Below are 18,222 nucleotides of genomic sequence, written 5' to 3' on the forward strand. Positions count from 1 at the left end.
CGTCGCCTTGCCAAGGCGAAGGTCGAGGGTTCGAGACCCTTCGTCCGCTCCATTTATTTGTGCCCTTAGCTCAGCTGGATAGAGCGTTTGACTACGAATCAAAAGGTCGGGAGTTCGAATCTCTCAGGGCACGCCATATATCATATGAAACCGAAGAGTAGGAATAGATCCTACTCTTTTTTTTATAATGACTTGTGTATTTTTGCAAATTTTAAGCATTTTTCCCTTGTATCTCCTATTTGCATCCATTACTTTAGAATTACACTGAAAGCATGGAGGAACAGCTGTTACAAACCTGCGGAAGAATATCATGGAACAGGAGTTGTATCAACATGAACCCTATCAAATTGGAACAAGTAAATCCTGCAATAGTCAGTTTAATCGATAATATAGAAAAAGTACTGATTGGGAAACGCTCTGTAATTGAGCTCATGGTAGCGGCTGTTCTTGCGAATGGTCACGTTTTGCTCGAAGATGTACCAGGCGTTGGGAAGACCATGATGGTACGTGCATTGTCCAAATCAATCAGCGGTGACTTTAAACGTATTCAATTTACCCCAGATTTGTTGCCAACGGATGTGACAGGGGTTGCTATCTTTAATCAAAAAAGTCTGGAGTTTGAGTTCCGTCAAGGGCCGATTTTTGCAAATGTCATTCTTGCAGACGAAATCAACCGGACTTCACCGAAAACACAATCCGCACTCTTGGAAGCCATGGAAGAGCGCTCGGTGACAATCGATGGTGCTACGTATCGATTAGCAGAGCCGTTTTTTGTGATGGCTACGCAAAACCCATTAGAGTATGAAGGGACCTTCCCATTACCTGAAGCTCAATTAGACCGATTCTTCATGCAAGTAAGCTTGGGATATCCAACGGTAGAGGAAGAAATGCGGATGCTGTCCAGATTCTCGGCAGCGAATCCATTGGAAGAGCTTCAGCCGGTTATGACTACTGCCGAGCTTGCGGAGCTTCAACGTGAGGTATCGACGGTCAAAGTATCGGAAGGTATAAAAGAATACATCGTGCGTCTATGTCATCGTACGCGTGAGCATCATCATATTTATCTAGGCGTGAGCCCGCGCGGTTCTCTTGCTCTTTTCCGGGCTGTTCAGGCGTTGGCCTTCGTTCGTGGACGTGACTATGTCATTCCAGATGACGTAAAGGAACTCGTTCCAGTAGTGTTTGCACACCGTATGATTGTGAAACCAGAAGCAAGACTGGAAGGAGCAACCGTCGATCGGGTGTTGGCTATGATCTTGTCTGAGACCCGTGTCCCGGTAAGCTAAGGCGGTGATTGCAGATGAGACAGCAAAGGTGGGGTAAGCTCAAGGCGATTGCATTAGTCCTGGTCACTTTTGTATTCGCAAAATTTCAAGGTGGCTTCTCAAGCTGGTTTCTTTTCTATAGTAGTTTGGTGTTTCTCCTGTATGAAATTGTCGCTTATGTACTCATGTTCACGAAGCTAGAAGTCGAGCGTGAACTAGATCGCAACCGTCTACAAGATGGGGAAGATGTCATTGTAACGATACGCCTGCGTCGGAGAATTTGGTTTCCACTCGGCTGGAATATGGTTATGGAGCCATTGCCGGCGAGGCTGGCTGGCGTGTATGAGCCGCATCGACAACTGATATTCCCGTGGTTCAAAAGGGAAGTCGAGTTTCGCTATGTCATACCCAATGTACCACGGGGATACTATCGTCTCGATGAATGTGTAGTGAGCGGCGGGGATTTTTTTGGATTTTTTGAGCGCCGGAAGGTTTATTCGATTTCGCAGGAGTTTCTCGTTTATCCAAAATACAAAGAGTTGACCCATTGGGCCCTAGGTGACGGTAGCTTCAGTGGGACGGTGCATGTTTCCCATCGACACTCTGACGACGTAGCAGCAGTACGCGGCGTAAGAGACTATCATCGGGGCGATCGGTTGAGCCAAATTCATTGGCGAGCTTCCGCACGGGGGACGGGTTTGAAAACGAAGGAATTTGAGCATCAGGCGATGAATCAGGCTGTCTTTTTCCTCGATGTGGAGAAGGCGAGCTACCATGGGAAGCCTGTGCACTTGTTCGAAACAGCGGTAAAGCTAGCCGCGAGTCTGATCGCTTATGCCAATCGGAATCAATACCATTATGGCCTCGTGTACAAGCAAGCAGATCGCATATCGATACCACCAGGTTTGTCCCATGCCCATTTCCTCAGAGTTTTTGATCAGTTAGCTCGTGTCGCACCAGAAGGACAAGAGTTATTTGCAAGAATTGTGGGAAGAGAAGCATTGGAGCAGTCCCAAGGTGTTACTTTGATTATTATTACACCGCATGTAGAAAAAACGTTGATCAGTCGTTTGATCACACTCGCTCAAAAAGGCAGACGGGTGCAGTTGTTTCTCATGCAGAACGAGTCAATGATTTCGCATGAACAAAAGCAAGCGTTGCAGTTGCTTGGCGCAAACAAAGTAACATGTACGTCTATCCACATGGATGATCAAGAGTGGAAACGGATTGGAGGTGCATAGACTCATGAGCGTTTGGAAGCGTCCAACGATTTGGGAATGGGTCTTGGCCCTTTTTCTGTTCCTGATGTTAAGAGAGTGGCTGATTCCTCTACAGACATTAACGGATACGGGCGTTCTGTGGCCGTTTTATGCGATTGTGGGTGGAGTCATTATCATTGACTTGTTGGTCCCTTATCGGTGGTTAACCTTGCCGATCAAGGCTCTGGGGCTAATGGTGCTTTTGCATGCTACTTTATTTGACAAACCGTTTTTTGACTCGGAATGGATTGGCGAATTGTACGGGCAGATGATCCATGATCTTCCGTTAGCGTTTCAACAGGATTGGGCCAGCATGTCGATCTTGTCGCGGAATACGATGTTTGATCTCATCCTGGTGTTGTTAGCGACGATGTTAACGTACCTCGTGCTGGAACAACGGCAAGGTTTATGGTTTGTCTTTTTGACGGAACTGTATTTGGCTGTGCTGGATACGTTTCTCCCGTATGATGCCAGTGCAGGGGTTGTACGGACGCTGATTATTGGTTTTCTGATGCTGGCTATTAGCCATCTGATGAAGATGACGAACATCGCAACTCTGGCAGGGAAGAGAAGCCGAATGATGCTCAACTCGCTCCTGGCTTCGGTGTTGGTCATTATGGCTTGCATAGGCATCGGTTATGCTGCACCAAAGTCAGGACCGTCATGGCCTGATCCGATCGCCCTTTTAACAGGGAAAGGAAACGATACTCCTGTTGGCGTGATGAAAAAAGTAGGATACGACAACAACGATGAACGGTTGGGCGGCCCTTTCCTGCAAGATAACACACTCGTGTTTATTGCAAAGACGAACGAGCGTAGCTATTGGCGCGGTGACTCCAAGGACGTGTATACGGGAGTTGGCTGGGAAAAGGGCGATAGAGAGTATGAGTCAATCCTGGACCCGCAAACCTATACATGGGAGAATACCTTGTTCCAAGGACTTGAAACGAAGAAGGTTCAAGCTACTTTAGAATTTAAAGGCCCGCAGCAATTTCCGACTGTCTTTTATCAAGGTCAGCTGAAAAAGGTGAGCAACTACGCTCCACCAGAGGCAACCGTTGTTTATGACAAAATGAATCAGCAACTCGAAGTACGGGCAGGAAAGATCAACTTGGTTCAGCTGAGTGAGAAAAACGGCCGGCCAGAGTACGGCCCCAATCCGCTTTTGCTCAAACTGAATCAATACAAGGTCGAGGCAGAAGTACCGATAGTCAGTGAAAAGGCCGTGACGAATGCGGGAACGAACTATCCGGATGATATCAAAGAGCGCTATTTGCAGGTGCCAGCTTCGGTGCCTCCGCGAGTAAGAGAGCTCGCTGCAACGATTACCAAGGATGCGAAGACTCCATATGACAAAGTGAGAGCGATCGAGAATTACTTGCGCTCAAGTGGAAAATATAAGTATGAAACGAAAGACGTTCCAGTCGCTGCTGAAGGTCAGGATTTTGTCGATCACTTCCTGTTTGACAGCCTTCGAGGGTACTGTGACCATTTTTCCACTTCGATGGCCGTTATGCTTAGAACCCTGGACATCCCGACACGTTGGGTCAAGGGCTTCGCACCAGGTGAACGAGTGGGAACGGATGCGTTTAACTACGAGACTGTAGAAGTGCGCAATAGGGATGCTCACTCGTGGGTAGAGGTATACTTCCCGGGGATTGGTTGGGTTCCTTTTGAAGCGACGAGTACATTCATGTCACCTGTTCGGTTTAATTATGATCTGGTCACGTCAAAGCCGGAGATCCCTGTTCCATTGCCAAACATGGCGAATCAAACGGACATCGATCGTGGAAATGGACGTTTCAATGAGCTGGAAGAGGGAGACAACCTAGCAGGTAGTGGGATTAAAATTCCATGGCAAGTAAACGCGGGATTGGCAGTAGTTGCTGTCGTGGCAGGAATTGTCGCGTGGCGTCGCAGACAAGACATCCAGCTATGGTGGATGCGTAGGCAGCTAAATCAAGAGCGAAGCAGTGAGTTCCCGGATCGGTACCATCTGCTGATGCGGATGATGGAGCGAGTCTACACGCGCAGACAGCCAGGAGAAACGTTGCGGGAGTACGTGGGCAGGATGACCCTACCGGCAGACAAGCGACAAGACCTGCGCTATTTGACGGAGCTGTATGAACGTACCATGTATGGCTACAAACAAATGGAACAAAATGCGAGAACAATAGCAGAGCAAATACTCGAACGGTTAATCCGTCAATTGAAGCCTTGAACAATGCCGTTCCATCTGCTAGAATGACGATCAATGAGACTCGTATAATGATCAGGAATAGGGCCTGAAAGTTTCTACCGCTAGACCGTAAATTTGGCGACTACGAGGAGAGCACATCGGATTTTTGTACATGCAAACCGCACATGTGTACACAAGCTGGGACGTTGCCTCCGTATTGTTTATCGGAGATAGCAGTCCCGGCTTTTTTGCAAATATGCGACAACTTCGCATGGCATGCCGACACTTGCACGTCCTGTATGTGACAGGAGAAGGGGGATATGATGGACAAGTCAATGGAAATGGTCGTCGTACTCGATTTCGGAGGCCAGTATAATCAGTTGATCGCGCGCCGTGTCCGCGATCTGGGTGTTTACAGTGAACTGATACCGTTCAATACACCTGTTGAAAAGATTAAAGAGATGAATCCAAAAGGGATTATTTTCTCTGGCGGACCTGCTAGCGTATACGAAGAGGGAGCACCAACTGTAGACCCGGCGATTTTTGATCTGGGCTTGCCTGTATTGGGTATTTGCTACGGGATGCAGTTGATGAGCCATTTGACGGGCGGAAAAGTAGAACGTGCGGGTAAACGCGAGTACGGAAAAGCTGAATTGCGTATGCAGCAAAAACACAGCTTGTACGACAAATGGGATACAAGCGAAATCGTGTGGATGAGCCACTCTGACAAAGTAGTGGAGCTCCCAACCGGATTTGTCATTGATGCGGTAAGCGACAGCTGCCCGGTAGCTGCGATCAGCAACCTTGAGCGCCAACTGTACGGCGTACAGTTCCATCCAGAAGTAGTTCATACCCAAAAAGGTACTGAGTTCATTGGAAACTTCCTGTTCAACATTTGTGGATGTGAAGCGACTTGGAGCATGACGACGTTCATCGAGGACGAGCTGGTTCGCATTCGTGAAACAGTCGGCAACAAGCAAGTACTGTGTGCGTTGAGCGGCGGTGTGGATTCTTCCGTAGTAGCAGCGCTGATTCACAAAGCGATTGGCGATCAATTGACGTGTATGTTCGTTGACCACGGTCTTCTGCGCCAAGGGGAAGCAGAAGGGGTAATGGAGACATTCGCTGAGAAATTCTCCATGAAAGTGATCAAGATCGATGCTCGCGAGCGTTTCATGAGCAAGCTCAAAGGTGTGTCGGACCCAGAGCAAAAACGCAAAATCATTGGTAACGAGTTTATTTATGTATTCGATGAAGAAGCAGCGAAGCTGACAGATATGGACTTCTTGGCACAAGGCACACTGTACACCGATATCGTGGAGAGCGGGACAGCCACTGCACAAACGATCAAATCGCACCATAACGTAGGCGGTTTGCCAGAAGACATGAAGTTCACGTTGATTGAACCATTGAAAACATTGTTCAAAGACGAAGTACGCAAACTGGGTACTGAGCTGGGCTTGCCAGATGAGATTGTTTGGCGTCAGCCATTCCCAGGACCAGGCCTCGGCATTCGCGTATTGGGTGAAGTGACGGAAGAAAAACTGAAGATCGTTCGTGAATCCGATGCGATCTTGCGTGAGGAGATTGCCAAGGCAGGTCTCGAGCGGGAAATCTGGCAGTACTTCACGGCTTTGCCAAACATGACGACTGTAGGGGTAATGGGAGATGTTCGTACGTATTCTTACACAGTAGGGATTCGTGCGGTAACGTCCATCGATGGTATGACCGCTGACTGGGCGCGCATTCCGTGGGATGTTTTGGAGAAAATCTCTGTGCGTATTGTGAATGAAGTAGACAATGTAAACCGCATTGTGTATGATGTAACGTCCAAACCACCAGCAACCATTGAGTGGGAATAGGAGCAAAAATGACTCTCTTTTATTTGCGTGATTTGCGAATAAAAGGGAGTTTTTTTATGACCCAGAATTACCTCGTTCCATACATCATGAGAAGCTCTCCATTTTCTTTTGCAAGAGCAATATAAATGACCCCGCCTAGCCATCCCGGAGGAAGCGTTCCTTCGATTATCCACGCTTCTGCAATAGGGTTGTAGCTAATAGCGAAGGGAGTTTCCTCCAAAAACTGAGAATAGTGCTCCGCTAAATAGGAGAAGATTGCCGTTGCAACTGCATGTTCATCTGCAAGCTCACCAAAAGCAATTTCATCTCCAAACCGATTTTGTTGGAGAAGAGTGTCACGATCGGCGAAATAGAGTTCAAACCTCCCAAATAAATTCTCATCATACAAATCACGTTCTACAAAGCCATATTCGATGACCTTTTCCCTTGGATGAACATTGTGCTTGCTCTTTTTCTTATCGTTGACCCGTACGGTGATTTGATTGACTCGAAGCCGGTCACGTTCTTGTTCCTGCTTCGCTATTATTTGTTCCCAAGCATCCATAAAGTTCATTTTGGATCACCTCCATCTGGTTATGAATTATAACACAGGCCTTTTTAGAAAATATCCGGATATTAGACTCTTTATAAAAATGAACGTTCGTATTTTCGTTGACATTCCCTGTGTCACCTGATACACTTCTCAATGTGAGTAGGTAATATAGGAAGGTTCGTATATTCTTGAGAATATGGCTCAAGAGTTTCTACTTGGTCGCCGTTAACGACCTGGCTACGAACAAAATGTCATCGGGATCTGATTTTGTTATTATATTTGGAATTATTCCCGGAGTGTTTTGTTTGACGGTCAGGCGCATGATAAGAGCGTCCGGGCCTTTTTTTTTTGAAAAACGTCTCGACGTTTTTCGTTTACGGTCGGCAAAAAACAGATAGACTGTTTTTTGCAACAAGATTAGTATGGGGGGACTTATAGGTGCGGAAGTATTTCGAGTTTGACAAGCTAGGCACCAATTACCGTCGCGAAATCATCGCAGGTATCACTACTTTTTTGGCAATGGCCTATATCTTGGCTGTCAATCCATTCATTCTCAGTGGTGCGGATTTGCCGCCTGATTTGAAAGCAAACTACCCTGAATTTGGGGCAGTCTTTACCGCAACGGCGTTGGCTGCTGCTCTCGGTACACTGTTAATGGGCATTCTCGGACGTTTGCCGATCGGTCAAGCTCCGGGAATGGGTTTGAACGCATTTTTCACTTATACCGTCGTTCTGACGATGCAAATTCCTTGGCAACAGGCTTTGGCTGGCGTATTCCTTTCTTGTACGATCTTTTTGATTCTGACCCTGACAGGGGTTCGTGAAGCGATCATCAAAGCGATTCCACAAAGCTTGAAGTACGCAGTTTCAGCAGGGATTGGTCTTTTTATCGCGTTTATCGGTTTGAAAAACGCGGGTATTATCGTAGCAAATGATGCCACCTTCGTAGCACTGGGACATCTGACCTTCTATCACGAGGGCATGAAACCGGAAGCAATTTTGGCAGCGAAAAATGCATTGCTTGCTGTGTTTGGTCTGATCGTGACGGTCATCCTGCTTTCTCGCAAAGTCAATGCAGGTATCTTTATCGGAATGTTGATTACAGCGATTACCGGGATGTTTTTCGGACTGGTGAATCTGCCTGAGCAAGTCGTTTCCGCACCACCGAGCCTTGCTCCTACATTTGGTGCTGCGTTCCAATATCTCGGTGATCCATCCGCATTGTTCACTGTGAATATGCTGATTGTTGTTTTGACTTTCTTGTTTGTGGACTTTTTCGATGCGACGGGTACACTCTTGGGTGTAGCAAACCAAGCTGGATTGCTCCGCGAAGACGGCAACTTGCCGCGGCCAGGAAAAGCACTCGCTTCCGATGCAATTGCAGGTATGGCAGGTGCGGTTCTCGGTACATCTACCACTACAGCTTATGTTGAGTCGACAGCAGGGGTAGCGGCAGGCGGACGCTCTGGATTTACCGCAGTTGTCACAGGGATTATGTTCCTGCTGGCGTTGTTCTTCTCGCCAATTCTTGCGATTGTCACACCTGCGGTTACGGCACCAGCGCTCATTATCGTCGGTGTTCTGATGGCTTCTCACATTGCAAAAGTGGCTTGGGATGACCTGGATGAAGCATTCCCTGCATTCCTGACCATTTTATTGATGCCATTGACTTACAGTATCGCAACAGGTATTGCGACGGGCTTCATCGTTTATCCGGTGATGAAGGTAATGAAAGGCAAGGCTCGCGAAGTACATCCGGCGATGTATGTGCTGTTCTTCGTCTTCCTGGCGTATTTCATCTGGTTGCGCGAATAGGATTTTTTGGAAACCAAGCTCTTCGTCTACTGGACGGGGAGCTTTTTTTACGCTATGATAGGAAAAATCTTTTTTCACGGAAGGATGGACCGATTCCCATGAAAGGTCTTAACATGTTCCTTCAACAGCATCACCACACGTAGAGCGTTTGTATCTTCGGAAATTTTTCCGCAGGTGCAAGCGCTTCTTGTGCTTCGTGCCTGCGGTGGTGTATTTAGGAAGCCATGCGGGCAGGAAGTTGCCTTGCATGGCTTTTTTGATTTTCTCTATCTGATAAAAGAAAGGATGTTCCTCATGGAAAACGAAGCATTAAAAACGGTAAAAGGGACAAAAGATTTCATGCCGCAGGAGCAAATGCAACGAAACTGGATACGAAGGACGCTTGAGGCTGTATTCGAGGCATACGGCTGCAAACCATTGGAAACGCCTATGCTGCAGCACTATGAATTGCTGGCATCCAAGTACGGCGGCGGGGATGAGATCTTGAAGGAAGTGTATCGCTTGAGCGACCAAGGAGATAGAGAGCTCGGTCTGCGCTATGACTTAACCGTCCCGTTGACGAAGGTAGTGGGGATGAATCCTGAGATGCGAATGCCGTTCAAGCGGTATGAGATCGGAAAAGTATTTCGGGACGGTCCAGTAAAAACCGGACGTTTGCGCGAATTTATTCAATGCGATGTCGATATCGTGGGAACAACATCGGTGCTGGCTGAAGCAGAATTGCTCAGTATGGCGTTTGAGGCATTCAAGCGGTTGGGGCTCGACGTGTACATTGAGGTCAACAACCGCAAGTTGTTATCTGGGGTGCTTCAGGAGCTGGGAGTTCCCGTAGAGCGGGCCGGGGATGTCATGCTGTCGCTGGATAAGCTCGAGAAAATCGGCGTGGACGGAGTGCGTGATGACTTGCGGGAAAGAAACGTCGAGGAGTCACTCGTTTTGGCGATTACCTCTTTCCTGCAAGAAGGGGTGATTACTCTGGATCTGTTGACAGAGCGCTTTACATCCCCGCTAGTTCAGGAAGGGATTCGGGAGCTCCGTGAAATGCTTGCCTATGTAACAGGAGCGGGTGTGGACGGGGAGCTTCGTTTCTCGCCATTTCTGGCAAGAGGCTTGGGGATCTACACAGGAATTGTGTATGAGATCTTTTTGCAGGATGGAAGTATAACGTCTAGTATCGGCAGTGGGGGACGTTACGATCAGATCATCGGTCGGCTTTTGGACGATGGAAGAGAGTATCCCGCTGTAGGGATTTCGTTTGGATTGGATGTCATTCTTGCAGCGCTGGCAAATCGCAACACGGAAGAACAAAAAGCTGCCGATGTGCTCGTCATTCCCCTCGGGACAGAAGCATCCAGTCTTGGTCTGGCCAATCGATTGCGCGAGAGCGATATTAGAGTCGAGCTGGAGCTGACAGGTAGACGGCTGAAAAAAGCACTTGATTATGCAAACAAGGAAGGCTTTGCTTTTGCACTGATCTACGGGGAAAACGAAGTGAACAGCGGGCAGGTCGTCGTCCGAGATATGCGAGAGGGAACGGAACAGCCGGTTCCTTTGGAGTTGGTTGAAAAGTGGCTGTCCGACAAGCTGTCAGGGTAAAGAGGAAAGATAGTCTTTCTCTTCCATTTTTTGTACAGTAGAGAAAAGGGGGAGATGGCGTGAAGAAATGGGTCTCAATGGTCGGTGGTAGCTTATTGTTTTTGACGTGGATGTTGCCTGTAAATGCTGAGGAGGGTACTGCGCTTACGCGTAAACCGCTCTATCAGGCTGATGTGCGAATTGATCCAATCAAGAAAGAAGTGGCAGGAACCGTAACGATTACCTTTTGGCCAAAAGACCCTTCTCGTACCTATCTCCATCTTTACCCGAATGTATTTACAGAAGAGCATCAAGGCATGCTATGGGAGGAACTTTTAGGCAATGGCCCAACGCTTGGAACATACACTAATAAAAAGCTAATGGTCGATGGTGTCGCGGTTGTCGGCAACAAGACGAAAGACCTGAACATACTCGAAGTACCGCTAGAAGGACAGGCGGGCCTACGAAAGATTGAGATGGAGTTCGAGATGACTCTTCCGCGAAACGACGGCAGGATGTCGTACGATGACCAATCAATCTGGCTGGGGAACTGGCTCCCGGTTCTTGCGGTGTACGACAAGGAAGGCTGGCATCTCGATTCATACGAGCCTGTCGGTGATCCATTCTACAGTGAGAACGCAGATTATGAGGTAAACGTGACGCTGCCAAAAGACTATCAACTGGCGAGCACAGCGCCAGACAAGGCTGCGAAACAGGTTTCTGCTGGTGAGGGAGAAAAGACGATACAGCTCGGTGCAGAAAACGTGAGGGATTTTGCCCTCGTTGTTATGGATGCCTCTTATCAGCGAACGGAAACGAAAGTGGGCGAAACAATCGTTCGAACATGGTGGCGGAAAACAGATGATCCGGCATCTGCTGAACAGATTCATGAAGCAGCAGCGAAGTCTCTCGCCTATTTTCATCATCAATTGGGTGCCTATCCATATACCGAATTCGATGTGGTAAGGACTGGTGGCGCGATTAACGGGATGGAGTATCCGGCATTGGTTTTTCTGGACGGGCGTCATTTCCTTTCTGGTGAAGAAACAGGTATCGTCACGGTTGTCCATGAGACGGCACACCAGTGGTTTTACGGCTTGCTCGGAAATAATCAGGTAAAGGAAGCATGGCTGGATGAGGGATTCACGGAGTACGTGACGCTCTCGTATTTATCTCAGCAAGACCCGCTGGTGGGAGCGGAACGGGTGCGCAGACGGCTGGAGCAGGGTACCTCTGTTCAGTATTACGTGGCAGAAGAACTGCGCCCTTGGCAAGCGCTGTCTGCATTTCCTGATAATCAGAGTTATAGCGATCTCGTTTATTCCCGTCCGTCCTCGATGCTGTGGCTGTTGCAGGGAGCCTGGGGAGAAGAAAGGGTACATGACGTGTTGAAGCAGTACGTCGAGAAGTACCGTTATCAGGTGGTGACCGGAAAGGAATGGGAAGCATTTTTATCTGAGATGGCGGGAGAAGATGCGGGCGCTTTCTTGGATTATTGGTTGAAAGTAGACATGTCCCAGCAGGAACAGGCAGCAGCTTGGCTGGAGCGCCAACGTCTCAAGCACCAGAAGAAGTAATCGAAGGCAGGGGATCACGATGTGGCGGAAGCATTGGGTGGTCATCGTGGCAGTAGGAGTCGTTTTGACTGTATTCTTGACCGTCCGGCCTTGGACAGGGAAGGCTGGCTTAGATGCTCATGAGATTGTGCCGATTGTTCACAGTCAGGCTGCAATCACTTACAAGGCCGATGTTCAGATCGATATGAACAACCACGTGGTGAAAGGCATGCTGACGGCTCGTTTTGTCCCAACAGATGACCAAGCTTTTTTTCATTTATACCCCAATGCTTTTTCAGCGAATGCCGCTCTCAGTGGAGAGAACTGGGAGTTTTTGCTGGGCAAACAGCGTGAGCCTGGTGGTATCAAGATAAGCGCTGTACGGGTAAACGGAAAAAGTGTTGGCGTACAGTATGCGGGAAAGGCGAATACGCTTTTACAAGTGCCTCTCCCTGGAAGAACATCGTCTGTCGAGACGGTGGTAGAGATGAATTTTCAGCTCGAGGTTCCTTATAACAACGGGCGAATGTCTTACCATGATCATGCGATGTGGCTGGGGAACTGGCTGCCGATTCTGGCGGTCAAGGATGCAGGAGGCTGGCGGCTTGATCCTTATTCCGCGATTGGCGATCCTTTTTACTCGGATGTGGCAAATTATCATTTGCGTGTGCAGTTATCAGAGGGGTACCAGCTTGCTACGAGCGGATTGGAGAGCGTGGCTGTCATCACCGAGACGAGACCGCAACGGCAAAAGATCTATGAGGTGGACGCATGGAACGTTCGGGATTTTGCTCTTGTCGTCATGGACGATACGTACCAACCCATATCTGGCAAGGTCGGAGAAACCATCGTACGTACATGGGTGCAGAAAAGCGATGACCCGCAAAACGTAAAACGAATACATGAGACTGCCAGAGAGTCCCTCGACTATTACGGAAAACAGTTCGGGGTGTATCCATATAAGGAATACGATGTTGTCAAGACAGGCGGCTTCTTTGGCGGAATGGAATACCCGAGTCTTGTCTTTATTGCCCAGGAGTATTTTGACCGTAGCGATGCCATGGGGGAAGCGGTCGTAGCGCATGAAACGGCACATCAATGGTTTTACGGGTTGGTTGGAAACGACGAGGTGCGAGAGGCTTGGCTGGATGAGGGACTGACGGATTATGCGACGATGGCATTTTTGCAGCAAAAGTCCCCTGTACGCTCACAGGCGTATATTCAGATGCGGCAAGGCCAAGCACGTGCAGCGGAAGGATATGCGAACCAAGGAGTCACTGCAAAGTCGTCCGTGGATGCTTTTCCAGACTGGAGGAGCTACAATGACCTCGTCTACGGACGAGCGGGTGCCATGTGGTGGAACTTGAAGGAAAAATGGGGAGTCGAACGACTGCATCAGATGTTGCGTCAATATGTACGGGATCATCAATACAAGCAGGCGAATGGGGAGCAAATCACAGCGTTATTGACTGCAGCTGCCGGGGCGGATGCCAGTCCCTATTTGGATTATTGGCTTCAGGTCCAGCTAGAGAAAGCCGAAGCGGCAAACAATTGGGTAGAAAAAGGCAAACACGAATAATTTTTGACCCATCATTTTTAAATGTTCGGAAACGAGGTTGACAGGCAAACTTTCTCCCTGCTACACTGAATACGTTGAGTGAAAACGAGTTCGAATAGCCCAGGCGATGAGAGCGGTGCGAAAAGCCGTTAGTCGGTTGGGTTTTCTTCTGATGTTACAAAACGTAGGGGGCGAATGGTTCATGCTACAGCCTTTGGTAGGAGTCATTATGGGCAGTACGTCAGACTGGGAAACAATGAAGGAAGCTTGCGCAATTTTAGACGAATTGCAGGTACCGTATGAAAAGAAGGTCGTGTCTGCACACAGAACGCCAGACTTGATGTTTACGTATGCCGAGACTGCTAAAAGTCGCGGCTTGGAAGTCATTATTGCGGGTGCGGGCGGGGCAGCTCATTTGCCAGGAATGGTAGCTGCCAAGACAGAGTTGCCTGTCATTGGCGTACCGGTAAAATCATCCAACTTGAATGGTCTTGACTCGCTTTTGTCGATTGTGCAAATGCCAGGGGGCGTGCCTGTGGCGACAGTTGCGATCGGAAAAGCTGGAGCCATCAATGCAGGGTTATTGGCTGCGCAAATTTTGGGGATCAAATATCCAGACGTACAAGAGCGGTTCGTGCAAAGACGTGATGATGTACGCAATAAGGTGCTGGAGGCTAGTGAACTCGAATGACAACCAAAGACCATAAGCAAATCAAACCAGGATCGACCCTAGGAATACTCGGCGGAGGACAGCTTGGACGGATGATTGCTCTTGCGGGACGAGCTATGGGCTACCGCTTTGTCACAATGGACCCGACAGCAGACGCACCATGCGGCCAAACAGCTGATCGGCAAATTGTCGCCAGCTACGATGACGTAGAAGCAGCGATGCAGCTTGCCTCGGTCAGTGATGTCATCTCTTATGAATTTGAAAATGTCGATGCGCAGGTGGCTGAAGTGTTGGAGAGCCGCGCTTATGTACCGCAGGGAAGCCGACTTTTGCGCATCACCCAAAACCGAATTCGGGAAAAGACCGCTATTCGCGAGATCGGAATCCCGGTTGCTCCGTTTTGTGTCGTGAATAGCTTGGGAGATTTGCAGAACGCCGTGCGTGAATTGGGGCTGCCTGCTGTCATGAAGACCGCAACCGGTGGCTATGACGGAAAAGGACAATGGGTATTGAGAAGTGAGGCAGAGCTGGCGGAGGCGTATGAAACGCTGTCCAAAGCAGGTACAGAGCTGATCGTGGAACAATTTGTACCATTCCAAATGGAACTGTCTGTGATTGCTGCACGCAATCCTGCGGGAGAACTGGCTGTTTTTCCTGTGTCAGAAAATATTCATCAGGAAAACATCCTGCACCTGAGCATTGTTCCAGCTCGTATTTCGGCTGAAGTAGCCGCTCGCGCGGAAGAAATTGCTCGCACGATTGTAGAAAAGCTGGATGTAGTCGGGCTCATTGCAGTTGAGCTGTTTTTGACAGAAGATGGCCAGCTGTATGTCAATGAATTGGCGCCGCGACCGCACAACTCCGGGCATTTTACCATGGATGCTTGTGTGACCTCGCAGTTTGAGCAGCATGTTCGGGCGGTTTGCAATTTGCCTTTGGGATCTACAGAGTTGCTCTCGAGCGTCGTGATGGTTAATATTTTGGGAGAGCATCTACAGCCTGTCATCGATCAGATCGACAAGCTACCGCGCACAGCCAAGCTCCATTTGTACGGAAAAGCAGAGAGTAAGGCCAAGCGAAAAATGGGGCATATCAACGTGCTCGCCCCTACTGTAGAAGAAGCGCTCACCCTGATTGATGAGCTGAAAATCTGGACGAATACATCGGAGGTATTATCATGATCGAACGTTATTCCCGACCGGAAATGCGCGCCATTTGGACGGAAGAAAACAAATTCAAAGCGTGGCTGGAAGTAGAAATTCTCGCGTGTGAAGCATGGTCCAAGCTGGGCGTCATTCCTGAGGAAGACGTGAAAAAGCTGTGGGATAAAGCTACTTTTGACATTAACAGAATCTATGAGATCGAAGAGGAGACACGCCATGATGTGGTGGCGTTTACCCGTGCGGTATCGGAAACCTTGGGCGAAGAAAAGAAGTGGGTGCATTACGGACTGACTTCTACCGATGTGGTGGATACTGCGCTGTCATACCTGCTGCGTCAGGCTAATGAGATTTTGGAGAAGGATATCGAAGACTTCATCGAGATTTTGGCAGACAAAGCTCGAGAGCACAAGGATACGGTTTGCATGGGCAGAACGCATGGTGTGCATGCGGAGCCTACGACTTTTGGCTTGAAGCTGGCCCTGTGGCATGAAGAAATGAAGCGCAACCTGGCGCGTTTTCAGGCTGCGAAAAAAGAAGTGGCGTACGGCAAAATCTCTGGCGCAGTTGGAACATACGCAAACATCGATCCGTTCGTGGAAGCGTATGTATGCGAGAAGCTGGGGCTGTCTGCAGCACCTATCTCTACCCAAACCTTGCAGCGTGATCGCCACGCCGAGTACATGGCGACATTGGCACTAATCGCAACTTCTTTGGAGAAATTCGCAACAGAAATTCGCGGTCTGCAAAAGAGCGAAATGCGCGAGGTGGAAGAAGCATTTGCCAAAGGTCAAAAAGGTTCTTCGGCAATGCCACACAAGCGCAACCCAATCGGAAGCGAAAATATTTGCGGACTGGCTCGTGTCATCCGTGGTCACATGCTCACTTCCTATGAAAATGTTTCCCTCTGGCATGAGCGGGATATTTCCCACTCCTCTGCGGAGCGCGTGATTTTGCCAGATGCGACGCAAGCATTGAACTACATGCTGCGCCGTTTCATGAACATCGTGAAAAACTTGACGGTGTTCCCAGAGAACATGAAGCGCAATATGGACCGTACCTTTGGATTGATCTACTCACAGCAAGTGATGCTCAAGCTGATTGAAAAAGGCATGAGCCGCGAGCAAGCCTATGACACAGTACAGCCTCGTGCGATGCAGGCGTGGGAAGAGCAACGCTCCTTCCGTGCGATTGTCGATGAGGATGCGACTGTCAGCTCTACACTATCCAAGGAAGAGCTGGATGAGTGCTTTGACTACCGTTACCACTTGAAGCATGTGGATACGATTTTCCAACGTCTTGGATTGATTTAAATGCAAGTGCCCTCGAATTTTTCGGGGGCTTTTTTTATTAAGAAACCGTAGTGGGGGAGAAGCGCATTTCCAGTCTACGCTTCGGCCTACGCCCTGCTGGGGGATTGACTGTCCGCTTCGGAATAAATGGCGGGAGCGCTTCAAACGTAGAAATTTCGATGAAGGGTTTCATAAGTGAAGCTGAAATTCCCCGCCATTTATTCCGAAGCTGGGGCGGGCTCCAGAGGCGCTTGGACTGGAAATGCGCTTCTCCTGCGCAGTTTTTTAAAAATTGCTTGAAAGTGAATTCAAAGTGTGAAAGTGCTACTAAGCAGACACACCATGTAGCAGGAAAACTGCTTTGAAATGACACGCAAAAACGGTTTTAAAGACAACTTAAAAAATTCCTTAAGAAATTTTTAAAGATTTCTTTTGAAAGTTGTAACCGAAATGAAACCTCTTCCGTACCTACTTGTGCGAGCTTACAACGAGCCCATAAGTACCTTACAAAAGTGTAATCTTCCTGAAATATAACTCGATGGTTCCTGCTTCGTTTCGACCGTACAATGAAATCAATTCATACGGATCACGAAACGGGAGATCGATTATGACGACAGCAATCATGTATCCAAAATTAAGTCACCAACAAATTTACGAAGATTACTCTGCTAAAATATATCGCTATTTCCGCTACCGGGTAAAAAACATCTGGGATGTGGAAGACCTGACAACGACTGTGTTTATTAAGGTGTACTCCAAGCTTGAACAGTACGATGGCCGCCATCCTTTTGGTGCCTGGATTTTCCGAATTGCGCATAATGCGTTGATTGACTACATGCGCAAGAAGCGGGAGAGTCCGGTGGATCAGGACACATTTAGCAATATGGTCGCAACAGATAAGCTGCCGGAGGAGTGCCTTTTGAATCAGGAGACAACCGAGGGTTTATGGGATAAGGTGCACACGCTGACAAAGGATCAGCGCAATGTGATCGCTCTGCGCTATCTCGGAGATTTGCGAATGAATGAGATCGCGGAAATCTTGGGCAAGACAGAGGCTTCGGTGAAAATCCTGCACTTCCGCGGGATCAAGAAGCTCCAGCAATTGATGGATGCTCAAGCATAAAGGGGGGACAACAGTCCTTCCTTTTTTGCTATGTGGCTGTAGTGGAGAGAAGAATATTTCCAGGCTAGGCCCCAGGCTTTGTCCCTCTGGGGGATGAGACTGTTCGCTCCGAAGGGATTCGCGGGGAAACGCAAAAGTGGTAGCCGCTTCGTCGCGAGGGCACGGTTGCGTTTCTTTTGCCCGCGAATCCCTTCTCCGTTCGGTAGGACTCCACAAGTTGCTACGCCTGGAAATATTCTTCTCTGTCGTTACTGACGGCATTCTTACATTCTTTTAAGGTATTTAAAAACCGATTAACACGGAAAGCTCGTAGAGGAAACAGGAGAAATAAGCGAAGATCTTAGGGACACCGACCGAGACGCAATGCAAAAAGCGA

General features: G+C 48.6%; 13 protein-coding genes, 1 tRNA gene and 2 riboswitches. Of the genes, 13 read left to right on the forward strand and 1 reads right to left on the reverse strand.

Translation table 11 applies throughout. The annotated features are described in order from the left end of the window. The first annotated feature begins 59 nt into the window (after positions 1 to 59). The 5 genes from KB186_RS23030 to guaA all read left to right on the forward strand — a co-directional run bounded on the left by KB186_RS23030 (position 60) and on the right by guaA (position 6,565). Positions 60 to 136, forward strand: a tRNA-Arg gene (locus KB186_RS23030). 196 nt (positions 137 to 332) lie between these two features. Further along, a complete protein-coding gene (locus KB186_RS23035; RefSeq protein WP_173610746.1) occupies positions 333 to 1,286 on the forward strand; it encodes an AAA family ATPase in 954 nt (317 codons plus the stop codon). Between the two features lie 14 nt (positions 1,287 to 1,300). After that, on the forward strand, positions 1,301 to 2,506 hold the full coding sequence (locus KB186_RS23040; RefSeq protein WP_173610745.1) for a DUF58 domain-containing protein: 1,206 nt from the start codon (positions 1,301 to 1,303) through the stop codon (positions 2,504 to 2,506). A gap of 4 nt (positions 2,507 to 2,510) precedes the next feature. After that, positions 2,511 to 4,745, forward strand: a complete 2,235-nt coding sequence (locus tag KB186_RS23045; RefSeq protein WP_173610744.1) for a transglutaminase TgpA family protein — start codon at positions 2,511 to 2,513, stop codon at positions 4,743 to 4,745. A gap of 20 nt (positions 4,746 to 4,765) precedes the next feature. Continuing rightward, a riboswitch (purine riboswitch) is annotated at positions 4,766 to 4,868 on the forward strand. 158 nt (positions 4,869 to 5,026) lie between these two features. Continuing rightward, on the forward strand, positions 5,027 to 6,565 hold the full coding sequence (gene guaA / locus KB186_RS23050) for a glutamine-hydrolyzing GMP synthase (RefSeq protein WP_232774465.1): 1,539 nt from the start codon (positions 5,027 to 5,029) through the stop codon (positions 6,563 to 6,565). A gap of 67 nt (positions 6,566 to 6,632) precedes the next feature. On the opposite strand, the gene KB186_RS23055 is transcribed toward guaA, so the two are convergent. Continuing rightward, positions 6,633 to 7,118 (reverse strand): NTF2 fold immunity protein, encoded by a 486-nt coding sequence (locus KB186_RS23055; RefSeq protein ID WP_173610743.1) that lies wholly within the window; start codon positions 7,116 to 7,118, stop codon positions 6,633 to 6,635. A 137-nt stretch (positions 7,119 to 7,255) separates the two neighbouring features. Continuing rightward, positions 7,256 to 7,357, forward strand: a riboswitch (purine riboswitch). A 178-nt stretch (positions 7,358 to 7,535) separates the two neighbouring features. Between KB186_RS23055 and KB186_RS23060 the strand changes: the two genes are divergently transcribed. From KB186_RS23060 to KB186_RS23095, 8 genes are all read left to right on the forward strand, one after another. Further along, positions 7,536 to 8,912, forward strand: coding sequence for an NCS2 family permease (locus tag KB186_RS23060; protein WP_221866750.1), 1,377 nt, complete (start codon positions 7,536 to 7,538; stop codon positions 8,910 to 8,912). A gap of 294 nt (positions 8,913 to 9,206) precedes the next feature. After that, positions 9,207 to 10,508, forward strand: a complete 1,302-nt coding sequence (locus tag KB186_RS23065) for a histidine--tRNA ligase (protein WP_232774431.1) — start codon at positions 9,207 to 9,209, stop codon at positions 10,506 to 10,508. A gap of 59 nt (positions 10,509 to 10,567) precedes the next feature. Next, positions 10,568 to 12,064, forward strand: coding sequence for a M1 family metallopeptidase (locus KB186_RS23070; RefSeq protein WP_232774432.1), 1,497 nt, complete (start codon positions 10,568 to 10,570; stop codon positions 12,062 to 12,064). A gap of 19 nt (positions 12,065 to 12,083) precedes the next feature. Continuing rightward, positions 12,084 to 13,622: a M1 family metallopeptidase gene (locus KB186_RS23075; protein WP_232774433.1), complete on the forward strand. Its 1,539-nt coding sequence runs from the start codon at positions 12,084 to 12,086 to the stop codon at positions 13,620 to 13,622. Positions 13,623 to 13,803: 181 nt separating this feature from the next. Next, the gene (purE, locus tag KB186_RS23080; protein ID WP_012684280.1) at positions 13,804 to 14,292 is read left to right on the forward strand and encodes a 5-(carboxyamino)imidazole ribonucleotide mutase; all 489 of its coding nucleotides are present in this window, start codon (positions 13,804 to 13,806) and stop codon (positions 14,290 to 14,292) included. Continuing rightward, positions 14,289 to 15,452, forward strand: a complete 1,164-nt coding sequence (gene purK, locus KB186_RS23085) for a 5-(carboxyamino)imidazole ribonucleotide synthase (protein WP_232774434.1) — start codon at positions 14,289 to 14,291, stop codon at positions 15,450 to 15,452. The genes purE and purK overlap by 4 nt, the downstream gene beginning before the upstream one ends. Further along, the gene (purB, locus tag KB186_RS23090) at positions 15,449 to 16,744 is read left to right on the forward strand and encodes an adenylosuccinate lyase (RefSeq protein WP_173610737.1); all 1,296 of its coding nucleotides are present in this window, start codon (positions 15,449 to 15,451) and stop codon (positions 16,742 to 16,744) included. Before purK ends, purB begins: the two co-directional genes overlap by 4 nt. A gap of 586 nt (positions 16,745 to 17,330) precedes the next feature. Then, on the forward strand, positions 17,331 to 17,846 hold the full coding sequence (locus KB186_RS23095; protein ID WP_173610736.1) for a sigma-70 family RNA polymerase sigma factor: 516 nt from the start codon (positions 17,331 to 17,333) through the stop codon (positions 17,844 to 17,846). The last annotated feature ends 376 nt before the right edge of the window (positions 17,847 to 18,222 follow it).

The sequence above is a fragment of the Brevibacillus sp. AF8 genome, assembly GCF_021270385.1.
Taxonomy (GTDB): Bacteria; Bacillota; Bacilli; order Brevibacillales; family Brevibacillaceae; genus Brevibacillus.

Excerpts from the sequence above, each read along its gene's own strand:
- purK (WP_232774434.1), top strand. The coding sequence starts at position 14,289 with ATGACAACCAAAGACCATAAGCAAATCAAACCAGGATCGACCCTAGGA.
- purB (WP_173610737.1), top strand. The coding sequence starts at position 15,449 with ATGATCGAACGTTATTCCCGACCGGAAATGCGCGCCATTTGGACGGAA.
- KB186_RS23065 (WP_232774431.1), top strand. The coding sequence starts at position 9,207 with ATGGAAAACGAAGCATTAAAAACGGTAAAAGGGACAAAAGATTTCATG.
- KB186_RS23095 (WP_173610736.1), top strand. The coding sequence starts at position 17,331 with ATGACGACAGCAATCATGTATCCAAAATTAAGTCACCAACAAATTTAC.
- KB186_RS23075 (WP_232774433.1), top strand. The coding sequence starts at position 12,084 with ATGTGGCGGAAGCATTGGGTGGTCATCGTGGCAGTAGGAGTCGTTTTG.
- KB186_RS23035 (WP_173610746.1), top strand. The coding sequence starts at position 333 with ATGAACCCTATCAAATTGGAACAAGTAAATCCTGCAATAGTCAGTTTA.
- KB186_RS23055 (WP_173610743.1), bottom strand. The coding sequence starts at position 7,118 with ATGAACTTTATGGATGCTTGGGAACAAATAATAGCGAAGCAGGAACAA.
- KB186_RS23040 (WP_173610745.1), top strand. The coding sequence starts at position 1,301 with ATGAGACAGCAAAGGTGGGGTAAGCTCAAGGCGATTGCATTAGTCCTG.
- purE (WP_012684280.1), top strand. The coding sequence starts at position 13,804 with ATGCTACAGCCTTTGGTAGGAGTCATTATGGGCAGTACGTCAGACTGG.
- guaA (WP_232774465.1), top strand. The coding sequence starts at position 5,027 with ATGGACAAGTCAATGGAAATGGTCGTCGTACTCGATTTCGGAGGCCAG.
- KB186_RS23045 (WP_173610744.1), top strand. The coding sequence starts at position 2,511 with ATGAGCGTTTGGAAGCGTCCAACGATTTGGGAATGGGTCTTGGCCCTT.